General features: G+C 50.2%; 15 protein-coding genes. 11 read left to right on the top strand and 4 right to left on the bottom strand.

What is annotated here, in order from left to right; genetic code table 11:
- Positions 1 to 19 precede the first annotated feature (19 nt).
- The 7 genes from phnD to DHN43_RS24205 all read left to right on the top strand — a co-directional run bounded on the left by phnD (position 20) and on the right by DHN43_RS24205 (position 10,764).
- Positions 20 to 946 carry a phosphonate ABC transporter substrate-binding protein gene (gene phnD / locus DHN43_RS24235; protein WP_063289228.1) on the top strand — a complete coding sequence of 309 codons (927 nt, stop codon included), beginning with the start codon at positions 20 to 22 and terminating at the stop codon, positions 944 to 946.
- 95 nt (positions 947 to 1,041) lie between these two features.
- A complete protein-coding gene (gene phnE / locus DHN43_RS24230) occupies positions 1,042 to 1,917 on the top strand; it encodes a phosphonate ABC transporter, permease protein PhnE (RefSeq protein ID WP_208995609.1) in 876 nt (291 codons plus the stop codon).
- An 11-nt stretch (positions 1,918 to 1,928) separates the two neighbouring features.
- Positions 1,929 to 3,293 carry a phosphonate ABC transporter, permease protein PhnE gene (gene phnE / locus DHN43_RS24225; protein ID WP_108820352.1) on the top strand — a complete coding sequence of 455 codons (1,365 nt, stop codon included), beginning with the start codon at positions 1,929 to 1,931 and terminating at the stop codon, positions 3,291 to 3,293.
- Between the two features lie 762 nt (positions 3,294 to 4,055).
- Positions 4,056 to 5,213 (top strand): porin, encoded by a 1,158-nt coding sequence (locus DHN43_RS24220; protein WP_108820340.1) that lies wholly within the window; start codon positions 4,056 to 4,058, stop codon positions 5,211 to 5,213.
- Positions 5,214 to 5,823: 610 nt separating this feature from the next.
- The gene (locus tag DHN43_RS24215) at positions 5,824 to 6,969 is read left to right on the top strand and encodes a porin (protein ID WP_108820339.1); all 1,146 of its coding nucleotides are present in this window, start codon (positions 5,824 to 5,826) and stop codon (positions 6,967 to 6,969) included.
- A gap of 870 nt (positions 6,970 to 7,839) precedes the next feature.
- Complete coding sequence (locus tag DHN43_RS24210; protein ID WP_108820338.1) at positions 7,840 to 9,045, top strand: porin; 1,206 nt, start codon at positions 7,840 to 7,842, stop codon at positions 9,043 to 9,045.
- A gap of 486 nt (positions 9,046 to 9,531) precedes the next feature.
- Positions 9,532 to 10,764, top strand: coding sequence for a porin (locus DHN43_RS24205; RefSeq protein ID WP_108820337.1), 1,233 nt, complete (start codon positions 9,532 to 9,534; stop codon positions 10,762 to 10,764).
- Between the two features lie 65 nt (positions 10,765 to 10,829).
- On the opposite strand, the gene DHN43_RS24200 is transcribed toward DHN43_RS24205, so the two are convergent.
- Both DHN43_RS24200 and DHN43_RS24195 read right to left on the bottom strand, forming a co-directional pair.
- A complete protein-coding gene (locus DHN43_RS24200; RefSeq protein WP_108820336.1) occupies positions 10,830 to 11,735 on the bottom strand; it encodes an alpha/beta fold hydrolase in 906 nt (301 codons plus the stop codon).
- 298 nt (positions 11,736 to 12,033) lie between these two features.
- Positions 12,034 to 14,331, bottom strand: coding sequence for a transglycosylase SLT domain-containing protein (locus tag DHN43_RS24195; protein WP_108820335.1), 2,298 nt, complete (start codon positions 14,329 to 14,331; stop codon positions 12,034 to 12,036).
- A gap of 312 nt (positions 14,332 to 14,643) precedes the next feature.
- Between DHN43_RS24195 and dapA the strand changes: the two genes are divergently transcribed.
- The 3 genes from dapA to yjjX all read left to right on the top strand — a co-directional run bounded on the left by dapA (position 14,644) and on the right by yjjX (position 16,717).
- A complete protein-coding gene (gene dapA / locus DHN43_RS24190; RefSeq protein WP_057464270.1) occupies positions 14,644 to 15,522 on the top strand; it encodes a 4-hydroxy-tetrahydrodipicolinate synthase in 879 nt (292 codons plus the stop codon).
- 67 nt (positions 15,523 to 15,589) lie between these two features.
- The gene (gene smpB / locus DHN43_RS24185) at positions 15,590 to 16,066 is read left to right on the top strand and encodes an SsrA-binding protein SmpB (RefSeq protein WP_057464271.1); all 477 of its coding nucleotides are present in this window, start codon (positions 15,590 to 15,592) and stop codon (positions 16,064 to 16,066) included.
- Positions 16,067 to 16,183: 117 nt separating this feature from the next.
- Entirely contained in the window at positions 16,184 to 16,717 is a 534-nt protein-coding gene (gene yjjX, locus DHN43_RS24180) for an inosine/xanthosine triphosphatase (RefSeq protein WP_108820334.1), read from the top strand.
- A 108-nt stretch (positions 16,718 to 16,825) separates the two neighbouring features.
- On the opposite strand, the gene parC is transcribed toward yjjX, so the two are convergent.
- Entirely contained in the window at positions 16,826 to 19,078 is a 2,253-nt protein-coding gene (gene parC / locus DHN43_RS24175) for a DNA topoisomerase IV subunit A (protein ID WP_108820333.1), read from the bottom strand.
- A 372-nt stretch (positions 19,079 to 19,450) separates the two neighbouring features.
- Here parC and DHN43_RS24170 point away from each other — a divergent pair, with 372 nt between their 5' ends.
- The gene (locus tag DHN43_RS24170; RefSeq protein WP_208987856.1) at positions 19,451 to 19,765 is read left to right on the top strand and encodes a hypothetical protein; all 315 of its coding nucleotides are present in this window, start codon (positions 19,451 to 19,453) and stop codon (positions 19,763 to 19,765) included.
- A 21-nt stretch (positions 19,766 to 19,786) separates the two neighbouring features.
- Here the strand turns inward: DHN43_RS24170 and recO are convergent, their stop codons facing one another.
- A complete protein-coding gene (gene recO / locus DHN43_RS24165) occupies positions 19,787 to 20,542 on the bottom strand; it encodes a DNA repair protein RecO (RefSeq protein WP_108820331.1) in 756 nt (251 codons plus the stop codon).
- Positions 20,543 to 20,564 lie beyond the last annotated feature (22 nt).

Below are 20,564 nucleotides of genomic sequence, written 5' to 3'. Positions count from 1 at the left end.
CTGATATTGGAGTGCTCTGATGAAAATCATCGGTAAAGTTGCTGCAGCTCTTGCTGTTAGCACAACTCTTCTTGCTGCGCCTATGGCTCTGGCTGAAGAGAAAATCACTGAATTCCGCATTGGTATTCTTGGTGGTGAGAATGAGGCGGATCGTCTTCGTTCCAACCAGTGTCTGGTTGACCGTTTTGAAAAGCTGCTGGGTGTTCCTGTCAAGCTTTTCCCGGCAGCTGATTATGCTGGCACTATTGAAGGCCTGAAGGGTGGTAACCTGGATTATGCCGAGCTTGGCGCTTCCGGTTACTCTGCTGTTTACCTGTCAGCTCCTGATGCAGTTGAGCCAGTGCTGACCACCAAGCAGACAGATGGCGCAACAGGCTATTATTCTGTTTTGGTTGCCCGTGCAGATTCTGGCATTGAAACGCTGGAAGACATGAAGGGCAAGCGCATGGGCTTTGCTGACCCTAACTCCACCTCCGGTTATCTGGTTCCTTCTGTTGCGTTTGACGATATGGGCCTGAACCTGAAAGAGTACTTTGCCTCTACGCAGTTCTCTGGTGGACACGAGCAGAACGTTCTTGCTGTTTTGAATGGCGATGTTGACGGTGGCGTCACCTGGGCATCTGGCGTTGGCGAATGGGAAGAGGGCTACACCTCTGGTAATCTGCGTAAGATGGTAGATAAAGGCATGGTTGATATGTCTGATCTGGTTCAGGTCTGGCAGTCTCCGCTGATCCCTAATGGTCCGCTTGTTGTACGTAAATCGCTTCCATCTGACGTAAAGCAGAAGGTTGTTGCCTCGTTGAAGTCCATGGTGACTGATAATACCGAGTGCTTCTATTCCGCACAGGGTGGTGAGTACGCTGACTTTGTGGAGGTGAACCACGACTTCTACAAGACCATTGTTGAAGCGCGTCGCCGTAAGATCGAAGCAAAAAAAGCTAACTAATTCTCAGAGTAATAAAGGGGCGCGGATCTGACCGCGCCCTTTCTTTATGGGGGCCGTGGTGGTTCTCATCATTTCCCTGTTTGGAGGATGTTGAAGTGGCCGCTCATCTGGCGCTTGCCGAAGCTTCCCGTTTGGCCGAGATTTCTCAGGCCTATGAGCGTGTTGCCCGGCGCCGAACGCTATATACTCTTTCTCTGCTCGGCCTTTGTGTCCTGAGCATTTTCGGTGGTTTGTTTGTTGCGGACCAAGCAAATTCTGGTGGCTTTTGGACAGGCTTGGGCAAATTCTTTGATTATCCGGCTGAGTTGTTCATGGGTGCTTATGAGGAAGGGCTGGTTGGGCTCTTTGCACTTGTTCTTCAATATCTTCCGTACCTAATCGAGACGGTCAACATCGCCTTGGTCTCAACTCTTCTGGCATTCTTTCTGGGTGGGGCGCTGAGTTTCGTTGCAAGCCGTAACTTGGTGAGCAATCGGCTTGCCGTTGCTGCGATGCGCCGGGTGATGGATATTTTTCGCGCATTTCCAGAGATTGTGATTGCGCTGTTGCTGGTTCTGATTTTTGGGCCAAGTCCGGTTGCTGCTGTGATTGCTGTGACAACGCATACAATTGGTGCACTCGCCAAACAGTTTTCTGAGGTGAATGAGAACTGTGACCTGAAGGCTGCTGAAGGCATTCGCAGTGTCGGTGGCAACTGGCTGGAGCAAATTCGCTTCGGCATTCTGCCTCAAGTGCTTCCGAACTTTTTGTCTTACACGCTGCTTCGGCTGGAAGTGAATGTGCGGGCCTCTGCGATCCTTGGATTTGTCGGAGCTGGTGGTCTTGGTGCCGAGTTGAAGATGGTTGTCGACTGGAACTATGGGGCTGACATTCTTGTCATCATTTTCATGCTGGTTCTTTCAATCACGTCCATCGATTACCTCAGTGGCTGGATGCGACAAAAACTTATTGGCCAGACGGGGCAAGTTTGATGGAGCGTTCTATGACAGATACTAGTGCCTTGCGTGGGACGTCGCATCATGAAGAACAACGGTTGGACGAGCAGTATCCCGGTGTTCTCGGGCTGGATTTGAAAAAACGCTTGCTTGGTCCGGTGCTGTCGCTGTTGGTTGTTGTTTATTTGGCTCTTTGCTTTTTCGCATTTGATGTTCCGGGCGTGATGGAGAAGGCCCGTGGGGACATGGCTCAACTGTTTGCGCTGGATGCTTATGCCCACAAGGTGCATGCGAAGTACCAGTTCAAGAAGGCTGATCAGGGGTTCGTTGTTAGCCTGGAGGGCAACAGGCGCGCTATATATAAAGAGCAGCCAGATTGGATTGAGCAATCACGTGGGCAATCCTCCATTCTGCTCGGTAAAGATGGGGTGCTTCACTTTGCAGATGTTGTGGTGACTTACACTCATCCAGAGTTTGATGAGCCTTTTACATTCAAAGTTGGAGATGGGGTTCCGCAGTTTATTGGTGGAGCTGAGGCTGACTGGCTCAAGGTCTCGAAAACCCAGGTTAATGCGCGGCCCTCTTTATATACACGTATCTGGCTGACAAAGAGCAAAGTTGAGGTGCATCGCTATTTCGTTGGGTGGGAGAACTTCTGGTTTGACTTTGACAGCAAGCTGAACGGGCTGAGTGCTGGTCAGCTGATGTCTCTGGCGTTTTCTTCGGAAAGACTGGATCCTGATGTTTCCAACCTGCGCTTTATGTTCAATGAGTTTTGGATGAACAGTGAGTGGCAGCATGGGGAGGTTTATTTCGCATTGCTGCAAACTCTCATCATGGCTGTGGTTGGCACTTTGATTGCGGGTATTTTAGCGTTGCCGCTTGCGTTTGCTGCTGCTGCGAATGTTAACCCGGTGAGGTTGGCGCGAACAGGCGTGCGCCGGTTCTTCGATTTCCTACGCGGGGTCGATATGCTTATCTGGTCGCTCATCTTTATACGGGCGTTCGGGCTTGGGCCGCTCTCCGGGATTTTTGCGATCTTCTTTACCGATACGGGTACTTTCGGCAAGCTGTTCTCTGAGGCGATTGAGAATGCAGATAAGAAACAGGCGGAAGGCGTGCAAGCAACGGGAGCTTCTCCGGTTCAGAAATACCGGTTCGGGCTGTTTCCGCAAATCCTACCTCTCTTTATATCCCAGATGCTTTATTATCTGGAGAGCAATACACGCAGTGCCACTGTGATTGGGGCATTGGGAGCAGGGGGAATAGGCCTAAAGCTTATAGAGACCATGCGAACCAGACAGGATTGGGAGAACACTCTCTACCTGATCTTTCTGATCATTGTGGTGGTGATGATGATGGATCAACTCTCAGGATGGTTACGTCGCAAACTCATTGAAGGCCAAGCCTAGGACAAAACACACAGTTTTATGGAGGAGGGCGGTCACTCAAGTGGCTGCCCTCTTTGTTTTTGGTAGGTAGTCAGTTGTCCTTTGCGTGAAAAATGCTCGCTGAGGTGGATTTGTCCACATCGTGTAGACTGCAAAAGTTAATGCGTTTTAGGCTGATAAATCGCAGTGATCCTATGTGAATTTAGTTAACTTATTGATTTGTATGTATTTTTCTTGGTTGTGTGGAATTGGTGTATTTAACATCAAAAATATTGATGTATTATTATTTGTTGTTTGTGTTGATGTATTCTTGCAGTCAGTTGCAGCTGACTTGGAAGGAAAAAGCTTTGAGATAGTAGGTTTTTGACTGAATAAGTGATGATTTATGTTTGTTTTTCTTAAGTTATACCGGCCCGGTCTCAACGCCTCTCCAGTAACTCGGAACATAACAATAAATTATGGGTTTAATCTTCGCTTTTGCTTTGAAATGGTTTGTTTCTAGTGCGTGTTGCCGTTCTTGGTTTGGCTTATCTCCCCTAAATTCCCTGTGTTATTTGTGCCACATCGTATTTCGATGACTTTCAAACTTCATTTGAATTATTGATTAAAAACTAAAGATCACAAATATTGATGTTGTGAACAGCGCGGGGCGCACTTACCGGTGCCCGCTGAATAAAGTGATGTTTCAAACACTGCTTTGATCAGAATGCGCAAGTGGGGAGCCAGAGTGGTCAGGGATCGACATGTGGTCGAGCTGCTCTGGTTGTAAAGAAAGTTAGAATTATGAATTTCAAGGCTATCGCAATCGCAGCAGCTGCTGCTGCCGCTGCAACTTCCGTTCAGGCTGCTGATCTTCCAGCTGACATCGCACCAGTAGATTACGTTCGCATCAACGATGCATACGGTGCAGGTTTCTTCGTACTGCCAGGCACTGAAACTGCAATCAAAATCGGCGGCCGTGTTCGTGTTGAAGCACGCTTTACAGACCTGCTGGACGATGAAGATTACAGCAGAGAAGACAACAACCACAACTTCCGTTCCCGTGCGAACCTGCGTATTGATACCCGTACACAGTCTGAGCTGGGTCTAATCCGTACATACATGGATTTCCAGTACACTTCTAATTCCGACTCACGTGATTCTGCAGGTGTTAAACTGGACAAGGGTTATGTTCAGATTGGTGGCTTCACTTTCGGTCTTGCAACTTCTGCATTCGATCTTTGGACTGGCGAACTGGCTTCCAACCTGTTTGACCGTCACCTGGCTGATGACACCGTATGGCAGGCATCCTACACCCACGCATTGGGTAACGGCCTGACGATTGCTGCTTCTATTGAAGACAATTCTGACCGTGAACAGGGTGTATTCGTTGATCCTGCTGCCGACCTGAATACGGCAGGTAACACCCTTCCTTCCTTCGTCGCGAAAGTTCTGCTGAACCAGGGTTGGGGCTATGCTGGTCTTTCTGGTGCCGTAACTAAAGTTGACGCTCAAGGCGATCGTGACTCCTCTGAAGTTGGATACGCTGTTGCAGGTGCTGTTGGCTTCAATCTTGACATGATTGCTCCAGGCGACGTCATCAACTTCCAGGCTGCTTATGCAGACGGTGCTATGGCTTATGTTGGAGCTGAAGGTGATACCCCAGACGCATATCTCGTGAATAATGACATTGAAACCAGCAAAGCTTGGTCTGTCGCTGGTGGTTACATGCATAACTGGACGAGCGAACTGTCATCCGGTGTGGAAGCTTCCTACATTGATGTAGACGCTGGTGATGACAACTTTGACTTCAATCAGGTTGTTGTAGCTGGTACTCTTGAGTACCGTCCAGTTTCCGGTCTGCTGTTCTCTGCTGGCGCTGGTTGGAAGCAGGATGATGTCGATGGTGCATCTAAAGAAGATGCTGGTGTCTTGAACTTCCGCGTACAGCGTTCTTTCTAAGGCTGACTTAAGCCTTAGACCTTCATTGGACTTTCAATAATCCTGATTTTCCAATGACTCTCATTCCCGGTGGTGTCCAAAACCACCGGGTTCCTCTGTTTGAGGCTATGTGTATGTGGGTACTCTTGCCTATTTCTATTTTCAATTTGCATATTAAATTTTAGTCGGCATTTTAATCCCCAATGCGTGATTTTTTGCGCGCGTTCAGGGGAATTACGTTTGTCTAGCAGTTAAATGTACCGATCTAGATGTGTTGTGATGTTATTTATACGATACCATTCAATGGTTTAGCGAAAATTAGAGCGACTATGATCTGTGGTGTCTGAGTTGAGTGCGTCGGGCATCTATAAAAGCTGTTGTGTCAAAAAAAACACACTACTTTAGCGTGGTGATGTTTCTCCCCTTTCAAACTACTAGGTTGATATTGCGATCTTCCATCTCGTCGGGCATCAATATGTCCATCGACGCGGTCGAGCCGATTGAATGGTTTGCCAAATTATGGCGAGCCTCTCTGGTTCTCGTGTTGCAGGGAAAAGAGGAAATGTGAGCTGCTCCAAACAGGTCACGCCAGTTTCCTCTTTCTATTGAGAGACATTGGAAGGTCAGGATTATGAACGTTAAAACTCTTGCACTCGCTGCAGCAGCTGCTGCAGCTGCAACTTCTGTACAGGCTGCAGATCTGCCACTCGCTGCTGAGCCAGTAAACTACGTTAAAGCATGTGACGCATTCGGCGCTGGTTACTTCCAGCTGCCAGGCAAAGACACCTGCATCAAACTCGGCGGTCGTATCCGTGCGCAGTACGTTTCCCACGATCTTGGTGAAGGTCTTGGTGACTCCGTTGACTACCTCAATGACGGCGACCCATCCACAGACACAGACAATGACTACAGCTCTTATGTTCGTGGTTACATCTATTTCACTTCTATGACTGCTACTGATTTCGGTACTATCAAAACCTATACCGAGCTGGAGAACGAGTGGAATCAAGATGGTGGTGGTAGCCGTACCACTAAAGTAAACGATGCATGGGTTCAGATTGGCGCGGACTACGGTTCTTTCCTGTTCGGTCGTGAAGGTTCTGCATTTGACGGTTTCACCGGTTACACTTGGATTGGCCCAGTTGGTGGTGCATGGTCTGATCAGTCTACTCTGCAGGCATCCTTCACAGCTGACCTCGGCAATGGTGTAACTGCAACTGCTTCTATTGAAGATTCCAACTACCGTGGCGGCGAAAAGAACGCTGTTGACTTCGTTGGTGCTCTGAAGCTGTCTCAGGGTTGGGGTTCTCTGAAGCTGGCTGCTGCTGCTCATAATAAAGCTGCAGAAGTTGGCAAGGAAGACGGTGACGGCTACGGTTATGCTCTGGGTGCGACTGCAGTCTTCAACCTTGACATGGTGAAAGAAGGTACAGAAGTTACTTTCCAGGCTCAGTATGCTGATGAAGCTGGTAGCTACATCGGAATCGACAGTGACCTCGTAGCTGTTCACTACACCAAAGGTTACAACCTCTCTGCTGGTTTAGAAACTTCTTTGACCGAAAAAGTTTCTGCACAGCTTGATCTCGCTTACATTGACGTTGAATCTACCTTCGACGATACCGAAGTTACTCTGTACAGCGTAAACGGTTCTGTTGTGTACTCTCCAGTTCCAGGTCTGGGTCTCGCTCTTGCAGCAGGCTGGGCTGATGGTGAAGTAAACGACAAAAACGTGGAAGATGTCACCAAGGTTGGTGCTCGCGTACAGTACACCTTCTAATTTGGTGTAAAATTTGATGGCTTAGTTAGTCATCTAGTTTCGAAAACCCCGGTAACTACGGTTGCCGGGGTTTTTTGTGTTTAATGAACTCGGGAAGGTAGTAAAGATGGTTTGCGCAAAGGTGCTGACCTTGGCGCTTTTCCGTAATCATGCTTTGCCCTTAAGTCTAGAGATGAGCTGTGTTTCCGTTTTATGGGATGCAGGGCACGCCGCACAGTCTTTGATGCCTATTCTTCTGATTTAAGTATGCATCTCAGTAGACTTGCCTGATCGTTGGTCCAGGGACACCTATCAATAGAGTGCTTATCGGATTTGCCGAGTTCAACAAATTCACATTCACTCGTCGGTATCTGCGTGAATTGCCTAATTCTACGAAGTCTTTATTCACACTGAATGTTTTCTCAGTGCTGCATATGTAGTTGCATTTGAGGTGATGATTTAATTGATCATTGTTGAGTGTGTGGCTGTGTGTCTTTCGCACGCTAATTTCTTGATAAAAAAGAAGAATATCCAATGCCTTTTATGAGGTGGTTGCTCATATCCATCCGTCTATCAAGGATTCGGGCTTTTATTTCGCAGAGAGAGATTATTAGACTTGCCTAATTGTCGTGTTGTTAAAAAGACACATGTAAAAACTCACAAGTAGAAATAGGCAAGCTTACGGTCTGAGTGGGCTTGCCTAAAACTCCAAACGTTGTAATTTCTCCTCACGAACCTTCAGGGGGCTTTCTCTTCAAGTAGGCGCTTGAATTGAGGCGGAGGGTTCACGGGGACAGTTCAGACACGTTTGATGACGGTGCTTGCACCTGAATTGCGGTTTGATGATCTGTTTTAAATAAAGTTTAAAATCCATATTATGGGAAGCTTGTGATGAACTTCAAGAAAATCGCTATCGCAGCTGCTGCTGCAGCAGCAGCAACTCCAGCAATGGCTGCTGACCTTCCAGTAGTTGCTGAGCCAGTAAACTACGTACAGGCGTGTGACGCATTCGGCGCTGGTTACTTTCAGCTTCCAGGTCAGGACACCTGCATCCGCGTACACGGCCGTATCCGCACCAACTACACTTCTCATGATCTGACTGAGGGTTACAATCGCACCGAGTCCGGTAAAGGCACTGCTGCTTACGAAGCACAGAACGCTTACAGTGCATATGCAAAAGGCTATATCTACCTCGAGTCTATGACTGACACAGAAGTAGCTTCAATCAAAACATACACAGAATTGAACACCAAGTGGGACGACGATTCTTCTAGCAAGGTTGAAGTCGGCTCTGCATATGTTCAGTTTGGTTTTGATAACACTTCAGTACTGATTGGTCGCTCTGGCTCAGTATTCTCCGCATTCGGTGGTTACTCTGCAATCGGTACTGTTGGTCCAGCCGCAGGTGGTGAAGATGCGCTGCAGATCTCTGCAACAACGTCCTTCGGTAACGGCTTCACTGCATCCTTCGGTGTGATGGATTCTGCTGCAAGCGGTAATGCGTTTGACCTAGTAAATGCTATGGGCACTACAACTGATGAGATCAGTCAGAAAGCTACTAAATCAGCTAACTTTGAAGCGTCTCTTGGTGTGACACAGGGAATGTTCTCTGCAAACGTTTCTGCTGCTGCACATGCATTTAATGATTATGATTTCGACACATCTGCAGTAACTGATAAGGTCGCTTATGGTTATGCAGTTGCTGCTACAATTGAAGCAGACGTTGCTGAAAACATTAAGCTGGGCTTCGGTGCAACTTACTCACACAACGCTGTAACCTATGCTGGTGGCCTTGCTGATGGCATCCCAGGTGGTGCATATGAGTCCAGAGACGATGCTCTGCGCGCTTACACTCTCGTTGGTGGCGTAGAAGCTGCTCTATCTGACAAGCTGACTGCAGCGCTGGATGTTGCATACACCAACTTTGACCAGAAAGACGACGATGCAAGCTTTACTTCAGTAAACGGCTCTCTGAACTACGCTCCAGTTGCTGGTCTTAACCTGATCCTTGATGCTGGTTGGGGTAACCTGGATGTTGATGGTGATGATGACGCTGACGTTGCTAAAGTTACCACTCGCGTACAGTACACCTTCTAAGATCTCTTAGATTGAGGGTCTCGGCGGCGGTGCTGCCGGGACCACCTTCATAAAGCCTTGATGTGATACTTGCCACAGACTTGCGTATGTAGTGGGTATAGGAAGGTATTACTTCAAGATTTTATGAGTTTTGGTTTAACTCAAAACCTTCTAATCTATATCTGGTTGAAGTTCATATATCCTGATCTTTCAATCAGTCTCTCAGGCCCGGCGGTTCCAACCCGCCGGGCTTTCCCATTTGTGCGCGATACTTAAGTTTTCAATGAGTATTACGCCATGGTGACCTCCCAAGATGTGAAATTTTGCTCAGTTGAACTTCCTGCCCGTTTCGATTGGGTGAGATAATCCTGCTCAATCCATAGTAATTGCGAAAATTGAACCTTGGCGTAATTGTCTAGTTGCACAGGGGTAGTCATTGCAGCTGATTTTGATCACTGCATTTGTGGGCATTGGGCTACTCCGAGTGACGGATGGAGGTTCAATACTATGACGAAGAAGCTGATATTCCTGCCGGTCTTGCTGTCATTCGGAGTTACAGCACAGGCTACAGACTTGCCTAAACCTGTTTTTGAAGCTGAGCCTGAGCCGCTCAATTTGGTGGAGCCGCTGGACTATGTGCAGGTGTGTGATGCGTATGGTGAGGGATTTTTCTTTATCCCTGGTACGCAGACGTGCCTGCGCCTGAGTGGTCGGGTACGTACCGATGCGCAGTATCGTCGCTTTCCCAAAAAGCCGAGAAACTGGGGCGGTGTGGTTGGTGATGATCCTAAAGGGCGTGATTTGAACTCGATGCGCTTTCGTGCTCGCTCCTACATCCGCATGGATGCGCGATCCGAGACCGAATTTGGGTTTGTTCGCACTTTTTCCGAGCTTAGAGCGACAGTGGATTCAGACACTGAACGATATGGTGACTCTCCGGAAATGGATCTGAACAAAGCTTATATTCAGTTTGGTGGCTTTACGATTGGGCGCACTGGTTCTCTGTTTGACTTCTTTACGGGCGCTACCTTTGGCTCTGTGCATCGCGATTGGTCAGACACCAATTCCTGGGCCGCAGCTTACACGGAAGTGTTTGATGGTGGTGTTTCCGTTACCGTTTCTATTGAAGATCCTGTTTACCGTGCGCATGGTGTATTTACGGGTGTTGCGAGTGAAAACGGAAAGGCTGGGAATAAGGCACCGGATGCCGTCGCTGCATTCCGGATGGATGGCGACTGGGGCAGTGCGAAGCTCGCGGCGGCTGTGACGAACATCAGACCAGACGCAGCTTATGTGCCTGGTGAAGTTGGTTGGGCGTTGGGGGCAGGAATGATAATTAACCTCCCTCAGATGGGTAGTCAGGATGCTATGGCTCTTCAGTTCCAATATGGAAACGGTGCTGTTTCCTATGTGGGTATTGATGACGATGAAGTTTTTGACGCTTACTACATCAACGGCGATACCAGAAAGACTGAGGCCCTATCGTTTTCAGGTGGGCTTACGCACTATGTGACGCCTGAAGTGCGGACAGACTTTGATGCGAGTTACGCGGTTGTTGACACACCAACTGGTGCCGCGCTTCCAGACTTTGATCGGTTTGCCCTGGATTGGGATCTGGTCTGGTCACCTGTCAGCGGAATGGAAATGGGTGTTGACCTTGGCTATGCACGAACATCGCCGGAGGATGAAAAAGACTTTGATGAGGCCAGTGCGCTCTTCAGAGTTCAGAGAACATTCTAAGACATTAAGTTTCTTGAAGAACTTGGGAGTTGGGTCTGATGAGCCAACTCCTTTTTTTGCATTCGCTAAGCGTGCTGTTTTAAGAATTTGAGGATGCCCCTTTGGGTAGAGTGGTCCCAGAGTAGAGGCGCATGTCCTTGATTGGGGATGACTGCGAGTTCCATCTTCTCGTGCAACTGCTGCATTTTCTTGACAGTCTTTGTTGTGAGGAGACGTGAGTTTTGTCCATGGAGTAAGAGGTGAGGAAACGGTTTTAGCGCGCTGAAAGACAGCCAGAGATCATCTTCAGGTGCAGCTTTCTTGTCTCCACGGAGTGTATCGCCCAAGTGCTTGTCATAGCGTAATGATACGCCGTCGGAATTGGGAGCGTATAATTGATTGGCGAATGTTATCCAATCCGCTTCTGACATGGCTGTGAACGCTGTTGCATGGATGGAAGCGAGGCGCTCTGCTGCGGCTTTCATGTTTGGTTGGGACATGACGGTGCCGACTGAGGCAATGATGTCGTCGAGGGCTGGTGGTTCGATGACTGGGCCTATGTCGTTGATAATGACTGATAGCAGGCGCTCTGGGTGGCGTTGGGCCATGGAGAAAGAGTGGAGGCCGCCGCGGGATGTGCCGATGAGTGCAAATTTTTCAAGTCCGAGAGCTTTGATGCCTCTGTCAATATCGTCGGCTTCCTGATCAAGACTGTAGGTCTCAAAATCCTCAGAGTGATCTGACAGGCCACGGCCACGGTAATCCATTGCTATGACGCGGTGACCATTTTCTCTTAAAAAGTTTGCTAGGTGATAGAAATCTCTTGTGTTTCTCGTTAGGCCAGAAAGGCAAAGGACTGTTGGGTTGCAGGGAATATCCGGGTCCCAGATGTGTGCAGATAGGGTTAGTCCGTCGCTGGCTTGCCAAGTGAAACGGGTTGCGCCCGCAACGTTTTGAAGGTCGACATCAATGTAATCTGGGGCTTGAAGCATAAGTTCCTCCCGAAATGCTTCGGTGTTTTCAGCGATTACAATGCGGTCCGGTTTAAATTCCGGCTTCTGAAGGGCGCTGTTAGACAGTTTTTTCAGTGCGTGTGTTTGCTACTGTGAAAACTGCCTGATGAATCGCTGGATCAGTTATCCTCACCATAGGGCAGGTTTATGCACGTGTCTTGTCAAAGTTGGAGGGTGAGATGCAAGGGTGCCCGGAAAGTTTATGTTCTGTTGCTGACAACAAAAAGCCCGGCTAATTCACCGGGCTTTGATTGTTTTGAGTTGTTTTGCAGTGGGATTAGTAGCCGCGTGTGAGATCCTGTGTGATCGTGAGAGGCTTGTTTTCCAGCTTATACCGGTAGACCTGAAGGTTTTCCGTGATGCGCTGCACGTAGTTCCTCGTTTCCCCGTAAGGGATTGATTCAACCCAATCTATTGGATCTATTTTTGGATCTCGTGGGTCGCCAAAGCGCTCAATCCACTCCTTCACTTTGTTCTCACCAGCGTTGTACGCGGCGAAGGTGAGGATGTAGGAGCCACCGAACTCGTCCACTAGTTCTCCCAAAAAGGCTGCACCGAGTGTGGCGTTGTAGGCTGGGTCAGATGTCAGGCGGGACTTCTTGTAGGAGACCCCCAAATTGCGTGCCGTGTCGCGAGCTGTCCCCGGCATGAGTTGGAGTAATCCTAATGCACCTGCGCTGCTGCGCGCTTTTGGGTTAAATGAGCTCTCTTGTCGAGCAATCGCGTAAACGACTGGTTTTTCTACACCTTTTGTGATGCGTGTTTTGCGCGGAATTGCGTTGGTCGGGTAAGCGAGCGGTGCCGCTTCGACACGTTCTGCCTGCGCCAGACGACCAACCATTGTTGCCCATTGATAGACGCCGCGAGATTCTGCCAGCTCGGTCAGGAGTCTGATTTGACCGTTTGTTGGCAGTGTCCGGGCCAGATGCGTATAAAACAACAGTGTATCATTGTGCAGTCCGGCTTCATCCATTCGCTTCATTGCTTGTACAAGCTCGTTCTGGTTGAAGGCGGTTCGGTCTGCTGTTGTTACATCCGGTAGGGATGCCAGAGGCATTTGGTTGATGCCGAGTTTGGCGAGTGCCAGTTGACCGTAATATGCGGTTTGGAAAGCGCCTGCCTGTTTATAGTAGTCAACAGCGCCCTCTGTATCTTTCAAAGCTTCGCGGGTGCGGCCCAGCCAATAGTAGGCGCGGGACAGCGTTTGTGCTGTTTTTCCGAGTTTGGCAATACGTTTGAAGTGCGGCTCTGCCAGGCGTGGGTCACCCACATAGCGCAGCGCAAACCAGCCGGCATGGAACTCTGCCTCGACAATCATGCCCGGAGATTCTGCCGCGTGATGGGCTGCTATATTGTAGGCGAGGCGCGGCTTGCCAGCCTCTATCATCTCGCGGGAAATGTCACGGCGTTGCTTCCACCAGCTGTCACCATTGAGCAAGGCGGCCGGATCAGTTGGAGCTGCTTCCATCAGCTTTGCTGCGGTGTCGTAATCCCCTTGTAAGCGATAGTGCTGGATGAGCGCGAACTGGTAATTGCTGTCAGATTTCATAGAGCGCGGAACGCTCTTTAACTTGCTGAGCGCATTGCCGTTTTTGCGGATGCTCGCTATGCGGGCTTTGATGTATGTTTGTTCGTCTTTTGACAGTTCGGAAAGCAAGCGTTCTGCTGCGCGTGCTCTGTCACGATACAGGAGCATTTCTGCTCTGAGACGATGATCTTTTTGCCGTAGGAGGCTGCCAAAGGCAGAGCGAATTGTTGCTTCTTCGGGAGCTTCAAAGACGATTTTTTTCCAGAGTGGGCGAATAAGTTTGGCGGCTTCTGTCTTGTTGCCTTTGGCTAAGTGCGCTTTGGCAAGGACAAGTTTGCCGTCCTTTGTTTCCGGGACAGTAGAACCGAATGCTGCGATGATCTGAGCGGGTGTCAGGTTGGATGCGGCGAGGGCGGCTTCTCCACGAGCACGTACGACTTTTGCTGTTGGCCAGTGTGGTGCGCTGGCTGCAAACTGGGCGATATGGGTGACCGGTGTCTTTGGGCCGCCCCGTAGCATAATGAACCAATCCGCCACGCGACGATCAAGATTATCCGGCAAAGCATTTCGAGCGCGCAGCGCTTCGTTCAGCCGTCCGGATTTAACGTGCTGGAGAACGGTTTTAAGTGGTTCAACCGATCCTGTTGCTTGAGCTGTGCTCAATCCCTGTGGATAAGAACTTGTCAGCGCAGCAGTTGCTTCGAGTGCATTTTGCGGGCTGGAAGGGCGGGTCGAAATTGCAGTTCGCCCATTGCTGACAGGTGCTGCGGGTGCATAGCTGGACAGCTGAGAGTTCTGTGTTCCACTTGCGCTGCCCCTGCCAATCACTGGTGGTTTGGAGCGTGGCGTGGCGGCAAGCGATCGGCTTTGAACAGCAGCATGCTGCGTGCTCAAGGCGATAGTGCGCACAACCTTTGCAGGGTTTGGAGCCGGAATAACGCTGTGATTTAAAGAAGATACAGCGGAAAATGCCGAAGCGGAAACAGTCGTGGCAATGGCAAATGCACTCACACGTGTCGATACTAGAAGAAACTCACGGATACGCATACTACTCGTCGGCCCGTCTCACCTGAGTGTTGTTTATCCGGCAAAAACGCACCGGACGGTTTAATTCCCAAAAAGTCCCTCATTCTGCTTGCCACAAACAGGGTAAATATCTGTTTAATGTTTCACTCAGGGGACCATAATACTTACAGTCGAAACTGGCCTAAATATGAGCACAAAAAAATTCCCGAATCTTATAAGAGAAGGTCTTGGTGATGTTGCCGAGATAGGCTAGATCACATTATTGTATGCCACCCCTTTGAGGGCACTGGCAAATTTTGCTCTGTATATATGTAATCCAACGAGGAACCTGAGATGTTTAGAGGATCAATTCCAGCACTTGTCACACCTTTCAAGGATGGCAAAGTGGATGAGAAGGCCTTCCAGGAATTCGTGGATTGGCAGATAAAACAGGGCTCCCACGGGCTTGTGCCTGTGGGAACAACCGGAGAAAGCCCAACTCTTTCCTTTGCTGAGCACAAGCGTGTCGTGCAGATGGCTGTTGAGGTTTCTGCTGGCCGCGTCCCTGTTATGGCAGGTGCTGGCTCCAACAATCCGGTTGAAGCAATCGAATTTGCGCAGCACGCTCAGGAAGTGGGGGCAGATGCGATTTTGTCTGTTACGCCATATTACAACAAGCCTAATCAGGCTGGTTTGAAGGGCCACTTTAAGGCGATTGCTGCTTCTGTAGATCTTCCGATCTACATCTATAACATTCCGGGCCGTTCCATCATTGATATGGAAAGCCAGACGATGGCTGATCTGTTTCATGAAGTGGACAACATTGTCGGCGTAAAAGATGCGACGGCAAACCTTGCACGGGCTTCTGAGCAACGCCATTTATGTGGTCATGACTTCATCCAGCTTTCTGGTGAAGATATCACTGCACTTGGCTTTAATGCTCACGGTGGTCAGGGCTGTATTTCTGTGACAGCAAATATTGCGCCTGCGCTGTGTTCTCAGTTTCAGGAAGCGTGCCTTGCAGGCGACTTTGTAACTGCGCTTTCCATTCAGGATCGTCTTGCACCGCTGCACCAGGCCCTGTTCATTGAGCCAAACCCAGCTGGGCCAAAGTATGCTTTGTCTCTGCTTGGCAAAATGGAAAACGAATTGCGCCTGCCTTTGGTCACAGTAAGTGAAGAAACTCAGGAAAGCATTCGCAAGGCTATGGTTCATGCAGGCCTGATCAATTAAGCTATTGCTCCGCGCACCTAATATGAGTGTGCGCGGAGACATTTATTGAATGAAATAAGGAAAAGAAATGGCTGCCAAAAAAGGTGGCGTTCCCGGGCGCAAGGTTGTTGCGGATAACCGGAAGGCCCGTTTTAACTACGAAATTGAAGATGTGTTTGAGGCTGGTATTGAGCTGAGGGGCACTGAAGTAAAGTCTCTTCGCCAAGGCAAAAGCAATATTGCTGAAAGCTATGCTGCTGAATATCGGGGGGAGATGATGGTCTACAACGTCTACATCCCTGAATATACGCAGGGTAACCGCTTTAACCATGAACCTCGCCGTCCTCGAAAACTGCTGATGCATCGCCGCGAGTTGAACAAGCTGTTTGCTGCCGTTCAAAAAGAAGGCAAGACCATCGTGCCCCTGAAGATCTACTTTAATGAAGATGGGCGGGCAAAGATGGAAGTTGCTTTGGGCCGTGGTAAAAAAGCTCACGATAAGCGCCAGACCGAAAAAACACGCGACTGGAACCGCGAAAAGCAACGCTTGCTTAAGAACGGCTAGAGCATCTCACATAGCTGGTGATGCTCCAGCTTTTTGCCTTACGCTTATCTTAACCTGAAAATCGAAGGCGCCTTTAAAAGGCTAGCCAGAGACACGTTGTTTGATCAGGAGTTTTGAATGAAAGTCGTTGTTGCCTCTCAAAACCCAGTCAAGGTGAATGCGACGCTTGAGGCGTTCAGGGCTCAGTTTCCGGCTGATGATATTGAGCTGGTTTCTGCAAGTGTTCCTTCTGGTGTTTCTGATCAGCCAATGAGTGATGAGGAAACGCGTCAGGGTGCTGTGGTGCGTGCTGAGAACGCTTTGGAAGCGCAAGCTGATGCGGACTTTGGTGTCGGGCTGGAAGGCGGTATCTGTGAGTTGCACGGAATTGCCTACACCTTTGCGTGGATGGTGGTGATTTCGCGCGAAGGGAAGATTTCTGCCAGCCGTTCCATGCTGCTGCCACTGCCAGAGAAAGTCATGCAGTTGGTGCGTTCTGGGATGGAACTCGGGCACGCTATTGACGAGGTCTTTGGGACAGAGAATATCAAGCACAAGGGCGGGGCATTTGGGCTGCTGACGAGTGATCGCATGACGCGGCAGTCGGTCTATGTAGATACGCTCTTTTGTGCGCTACTGCCGTTCAGATCTCCAGCATTTAGAGATGCTTAGCAGGTGTTGCTGAGAGGTAGATTCATCTGAAACGAAAAACAGAGCCCTTGAGGCTCTGTTTTTGTAGGTGCTAGGTAGATTGCGCAGAATTAGATTCTGATTATCGCTTTAACCTGTTGAACTTCCATCGAATTTGTTGGTTCTCGGGAAGCCGTTTGGTGGCAGGCGTCCGGCTTGACCGCGGTCGCCGCGCCAGTCCTGCATTTCTTCCAGAGTGCGCTTGAAGGTGCGACCGGACGCATCTGTCCATGTCAGGCCTTCTTCTGAGCTGAAGGTCTTGATATCGGAGATGCCGCCATCTCTGTAGCGCTGCAGGCGAACACCTCGACCGCGCGTCATGACTGCGATTTGCGCAAGCGGGAAGGTAAGGAGTTTTCTGTTGTGGCCGATGACCGCGACATAGTCTCCCATAGCCGGTACGCACAGGACAGCCTTTGCTGGGGCTGTCACGTTGAGCACCTGTTTCCCTTTGCGGGTGTTGGCGATCACATCCTTTTCCTGAACTACAAAACCATATGCTCCATCGGTGCACATGAGGAGTTTGCGCTCAGGGTCATGTACGAAGGCGCTGATGATTTCTTGCGTTTCATCCATATCCAGCATCAGGCGGATTGGTTCACCGTGGCCGCGGCCGCCCGGTAGCTTATCTGCGCCGAGGGTATAGAATTTACCACCACTGGTGAAGATCAGGATCTTGCTGGTGGTTTCTGCATGGAAAGACAGGTGCAGCTGATCGCCTTGCTTGAAGGTGAGAGTGCTGACGTCCTGTACATGGCCCTTAAGTGTTCTGATCCAGCCTTTTTCTGAGATAACAACCGTGATCGGTTCTTTCTCAATCATGGCCTGGTGGATCTCTTCCAGATCGTGGTCCGTTGCGGTGCTGAAGTCTGTTCTGCGCTTGCCGATTTCGGTCTCAGGGCCATAGGCCTTGCCGATCTCGCCGACTTGCTTAGAAACGCGGTTCCACTGTTTCTTGTCGGAGGCGAGAAGAGCTTCCAGACCTGATTTTTCTTTAGAGAGTTTGTCGTGTTCTTTCCTGATCTCGAACTCTTCGAGCTTGCGCAAGGAGCGCAGGCGCATGTTCAAGATTGCTTCCGCCTGAACGTCTGTCAGCTTGAACGCTTGAATGAGAGACGCCTTGGCATCATCTTCTTCGCGGATGATGCGGATGACTTCATCAATGTTCAGGTAGGCAATGAGGTAGCCTTCCAGAACTTCCAGACGATGGTTGATCTGGTCCAGCCTGTGATTGGAGCGTCGGACCAAGACCTCTTTCTGGTGCTCAAGCCATTCTTGCAGGACTTCCTTCAGGTTCATGACCTTTGGCACAACGCCTTTGGACAGAACGTTCATGTTCAGCGAGAATCTGTTCTCCAGATCTGTCAGCTTGAACAGGGAGGCCATGAGGAGTTCAGGGTCAACGTTTTTGTTGCGTGGCACCAGAACCACGCGCACGTCTTCAGCGGACTCATCGCGAACGTCATCCAGCAATGGCAGTTTGCGTGCCATGAGGAGTTCTGCGATTTTCTCGATCAGACGGGACTTCTGAACGACGTATGGAATCTCTGTAACAACGATGTTGTAGGTGCCGCGCTGACCTTCCTCTTTGTGCCATTTCGCACGTGTCCGGAAGCTGCCGCGGCCAGTCTTGTAGGCTTCTACAATGGAGCCCTGATCGTTGACAATTGTGCCGCCGGTTGGGAAATCCGGGCCCTTGATGTGTTCAAGGAGCTCTTCAATTTCCGCATCTGGTTTGGAAATCAGAAGCTGGCAGGCGTTGCAGAGCTCATAGGCATTGTGCGGGGGGATGGATGTTGCCATGCCCACTGCGATGCCTGTGGAGCCGTTTGCCAGAAGGTTCGGGAAGCTGCCGGGAAGAACGACTGGTTCGGAATCCAGACCGTCGTAGGTTTCACGGAAGTCGACAGCGTTCTCGTTGAGGCCATCCAGAATACGGGTGGCCACGTCGGTCATGCGGGCTTCGGTGTAACGCATCGCAGCGGCGCTATCGCCGTCGATGTTACCGAAGTTGCCTTGACCATCCACCATCGGGTAGCGAACGGAGAAATCCTGTGCGAGACGGACAAGGGCGTCGTAGATGGCGGCGTCACCGTGCGGGTGATATTTACCCATGACGTCACCGACAACACGCGCACACTTCTTAAAGCCCTGATTTGGATCGAGCTTTAAAAGGCGCATGCCATACAAAATCCGTCGGTGCACCGGCTTCAGGCCATCGCGTACATCTGGCAGTGCGCGATGCATGATGGTTGTCAGAGCGTAGCTGAGGTAACGCTCTTCCAGTGCATCTTTAAGATTGATTGTTTCCGGGCCATCATGGCCGATCACTTCCTGTCCCATGACACTTGGTTATCGTTCTTGGCTTGTTCTGTCCATGCTAACGCACCGTTCTACCTATGAAATCCTCAGAAAACAGCGCTTTTTCAAGGTTTAATCCTGTTTAGCAAGCATGCGTTTTGCGACTCACTGCGGTGATTACTTAGAGCACGTCACGTTCATTGGCATTCACGCATCATGCTCGATCATTTTTGATGGAGCGAATTCTCGCCAATCGACCGCAACTAGCAGAGGCAACAGGTGGTTTCGATTATTACTCAGATTTGCAGCGGTGGTTTAAGCCGACCTGATTTTTGCTCGGCTATCCTAGAGCGTGCGCATGGCAGGATGTTGTCGCTGTTTGGGAGATAACATGTTGAATGACTGGAGGTTATAGTGAGGAAGCAAAGCTTGGCGTTGAAAGGTCTTATGGCGGTGTTTGGGGTCGTGGCAATCACGGCTTGTAGCCATGCTGCGGATCATGGGAGAACAGCTCAAGGTGCATCTGATCAGCAAGCGCCATCTTCGGAAGGCGCAGGGCAGGGCACGGTCGTTGAGGCGCCCGGTGTGCTTCGCAGCTGGTATCAGCCTCCACCAGAGGATCAGCACCCTTATGTGCCGCCGCCCAAGAAACGTTATATTCCGCTGGGAGGAGACAGTACTGGTCCGGTGATTGTTTTGCCGGGTGGGAATGGGCCGCAATCTGATTGATAGGCTTAGTGTGGCTTCGTTTCAGTCGGGCAGGTCTGCGAAGTCTTTTCTGAGCGCGGTTACATAATTGTCTCGCGCAGGAGGCCATGCAATGCTGCGCGGCTCATAGATGTATTTGAACAGGAAGTAGCCGGTGAGTGAGAACCCTGCTTCCATATCCCCCTTCGAGATTTGAATGTTCTGGGAGAGCCGCGACTCGGGCGCTTTCAGGAACTCTGGCAGTGTGAGGAGCTTGGCGGCGTAAGGTTGTCCGGCTGTTTTACAAACCGCTCGGCCTGATTTGGGTGAAACCCAGATCAGTTCCTCGGTGACACCAGTGGCTGCGCATTCTGAGAGGTCCAGGCCGAAACCAAGCTCATTGAGCAGTTCCAGCTCAAAGCGGAGCACCAGGGCTGCACCAATTCGAGGGTCTTCCAGATGATCGAGAATGACGTCCAGCGCGTGAAACAGGTTGGGATGTGGATCGCGCTCGGGAAGAAGGCGGACTTGCGCACACAGGCTTTGCAGGCCGTGAATGGCTCTTGCAGTTTGCATGAGGTGGGCGGCGCGTAATTGCAGGGGCTCAACTGTGAAGAAGCCCAGATGTTCATCCAGCCTCGCGCGCCAGGTGAGGTTGAGATGATTGCCCAGTTGCAGGGCAGGTTGCTGGCGACGTGATCTGCCGCCGCGCACCAAGCCCAGGCAGCGGCCTTTGTCCGGTGTCAGAACTTCAAGCAGGATGTTGTTCTCACCCTGCTTGCGCGTTCCAATGACGATGCCTTCTGCCTGCCACTGCATAATTGTGCTCATTAAGCGCAGC

Source organism: Pseudovibrio sp. Alg231-02 (assembly GCF_900143565.1).
Lineage (GTDB): Bacteria > Pseudomonadota > Alphaproteobacteria > Rhizobiales > Stappiaceae > Pseudovibrio.
Note: the sequence above shows the minus strand (reverse complement) of the source record. Positions and strands in the feature narration are given on the sequence as shown.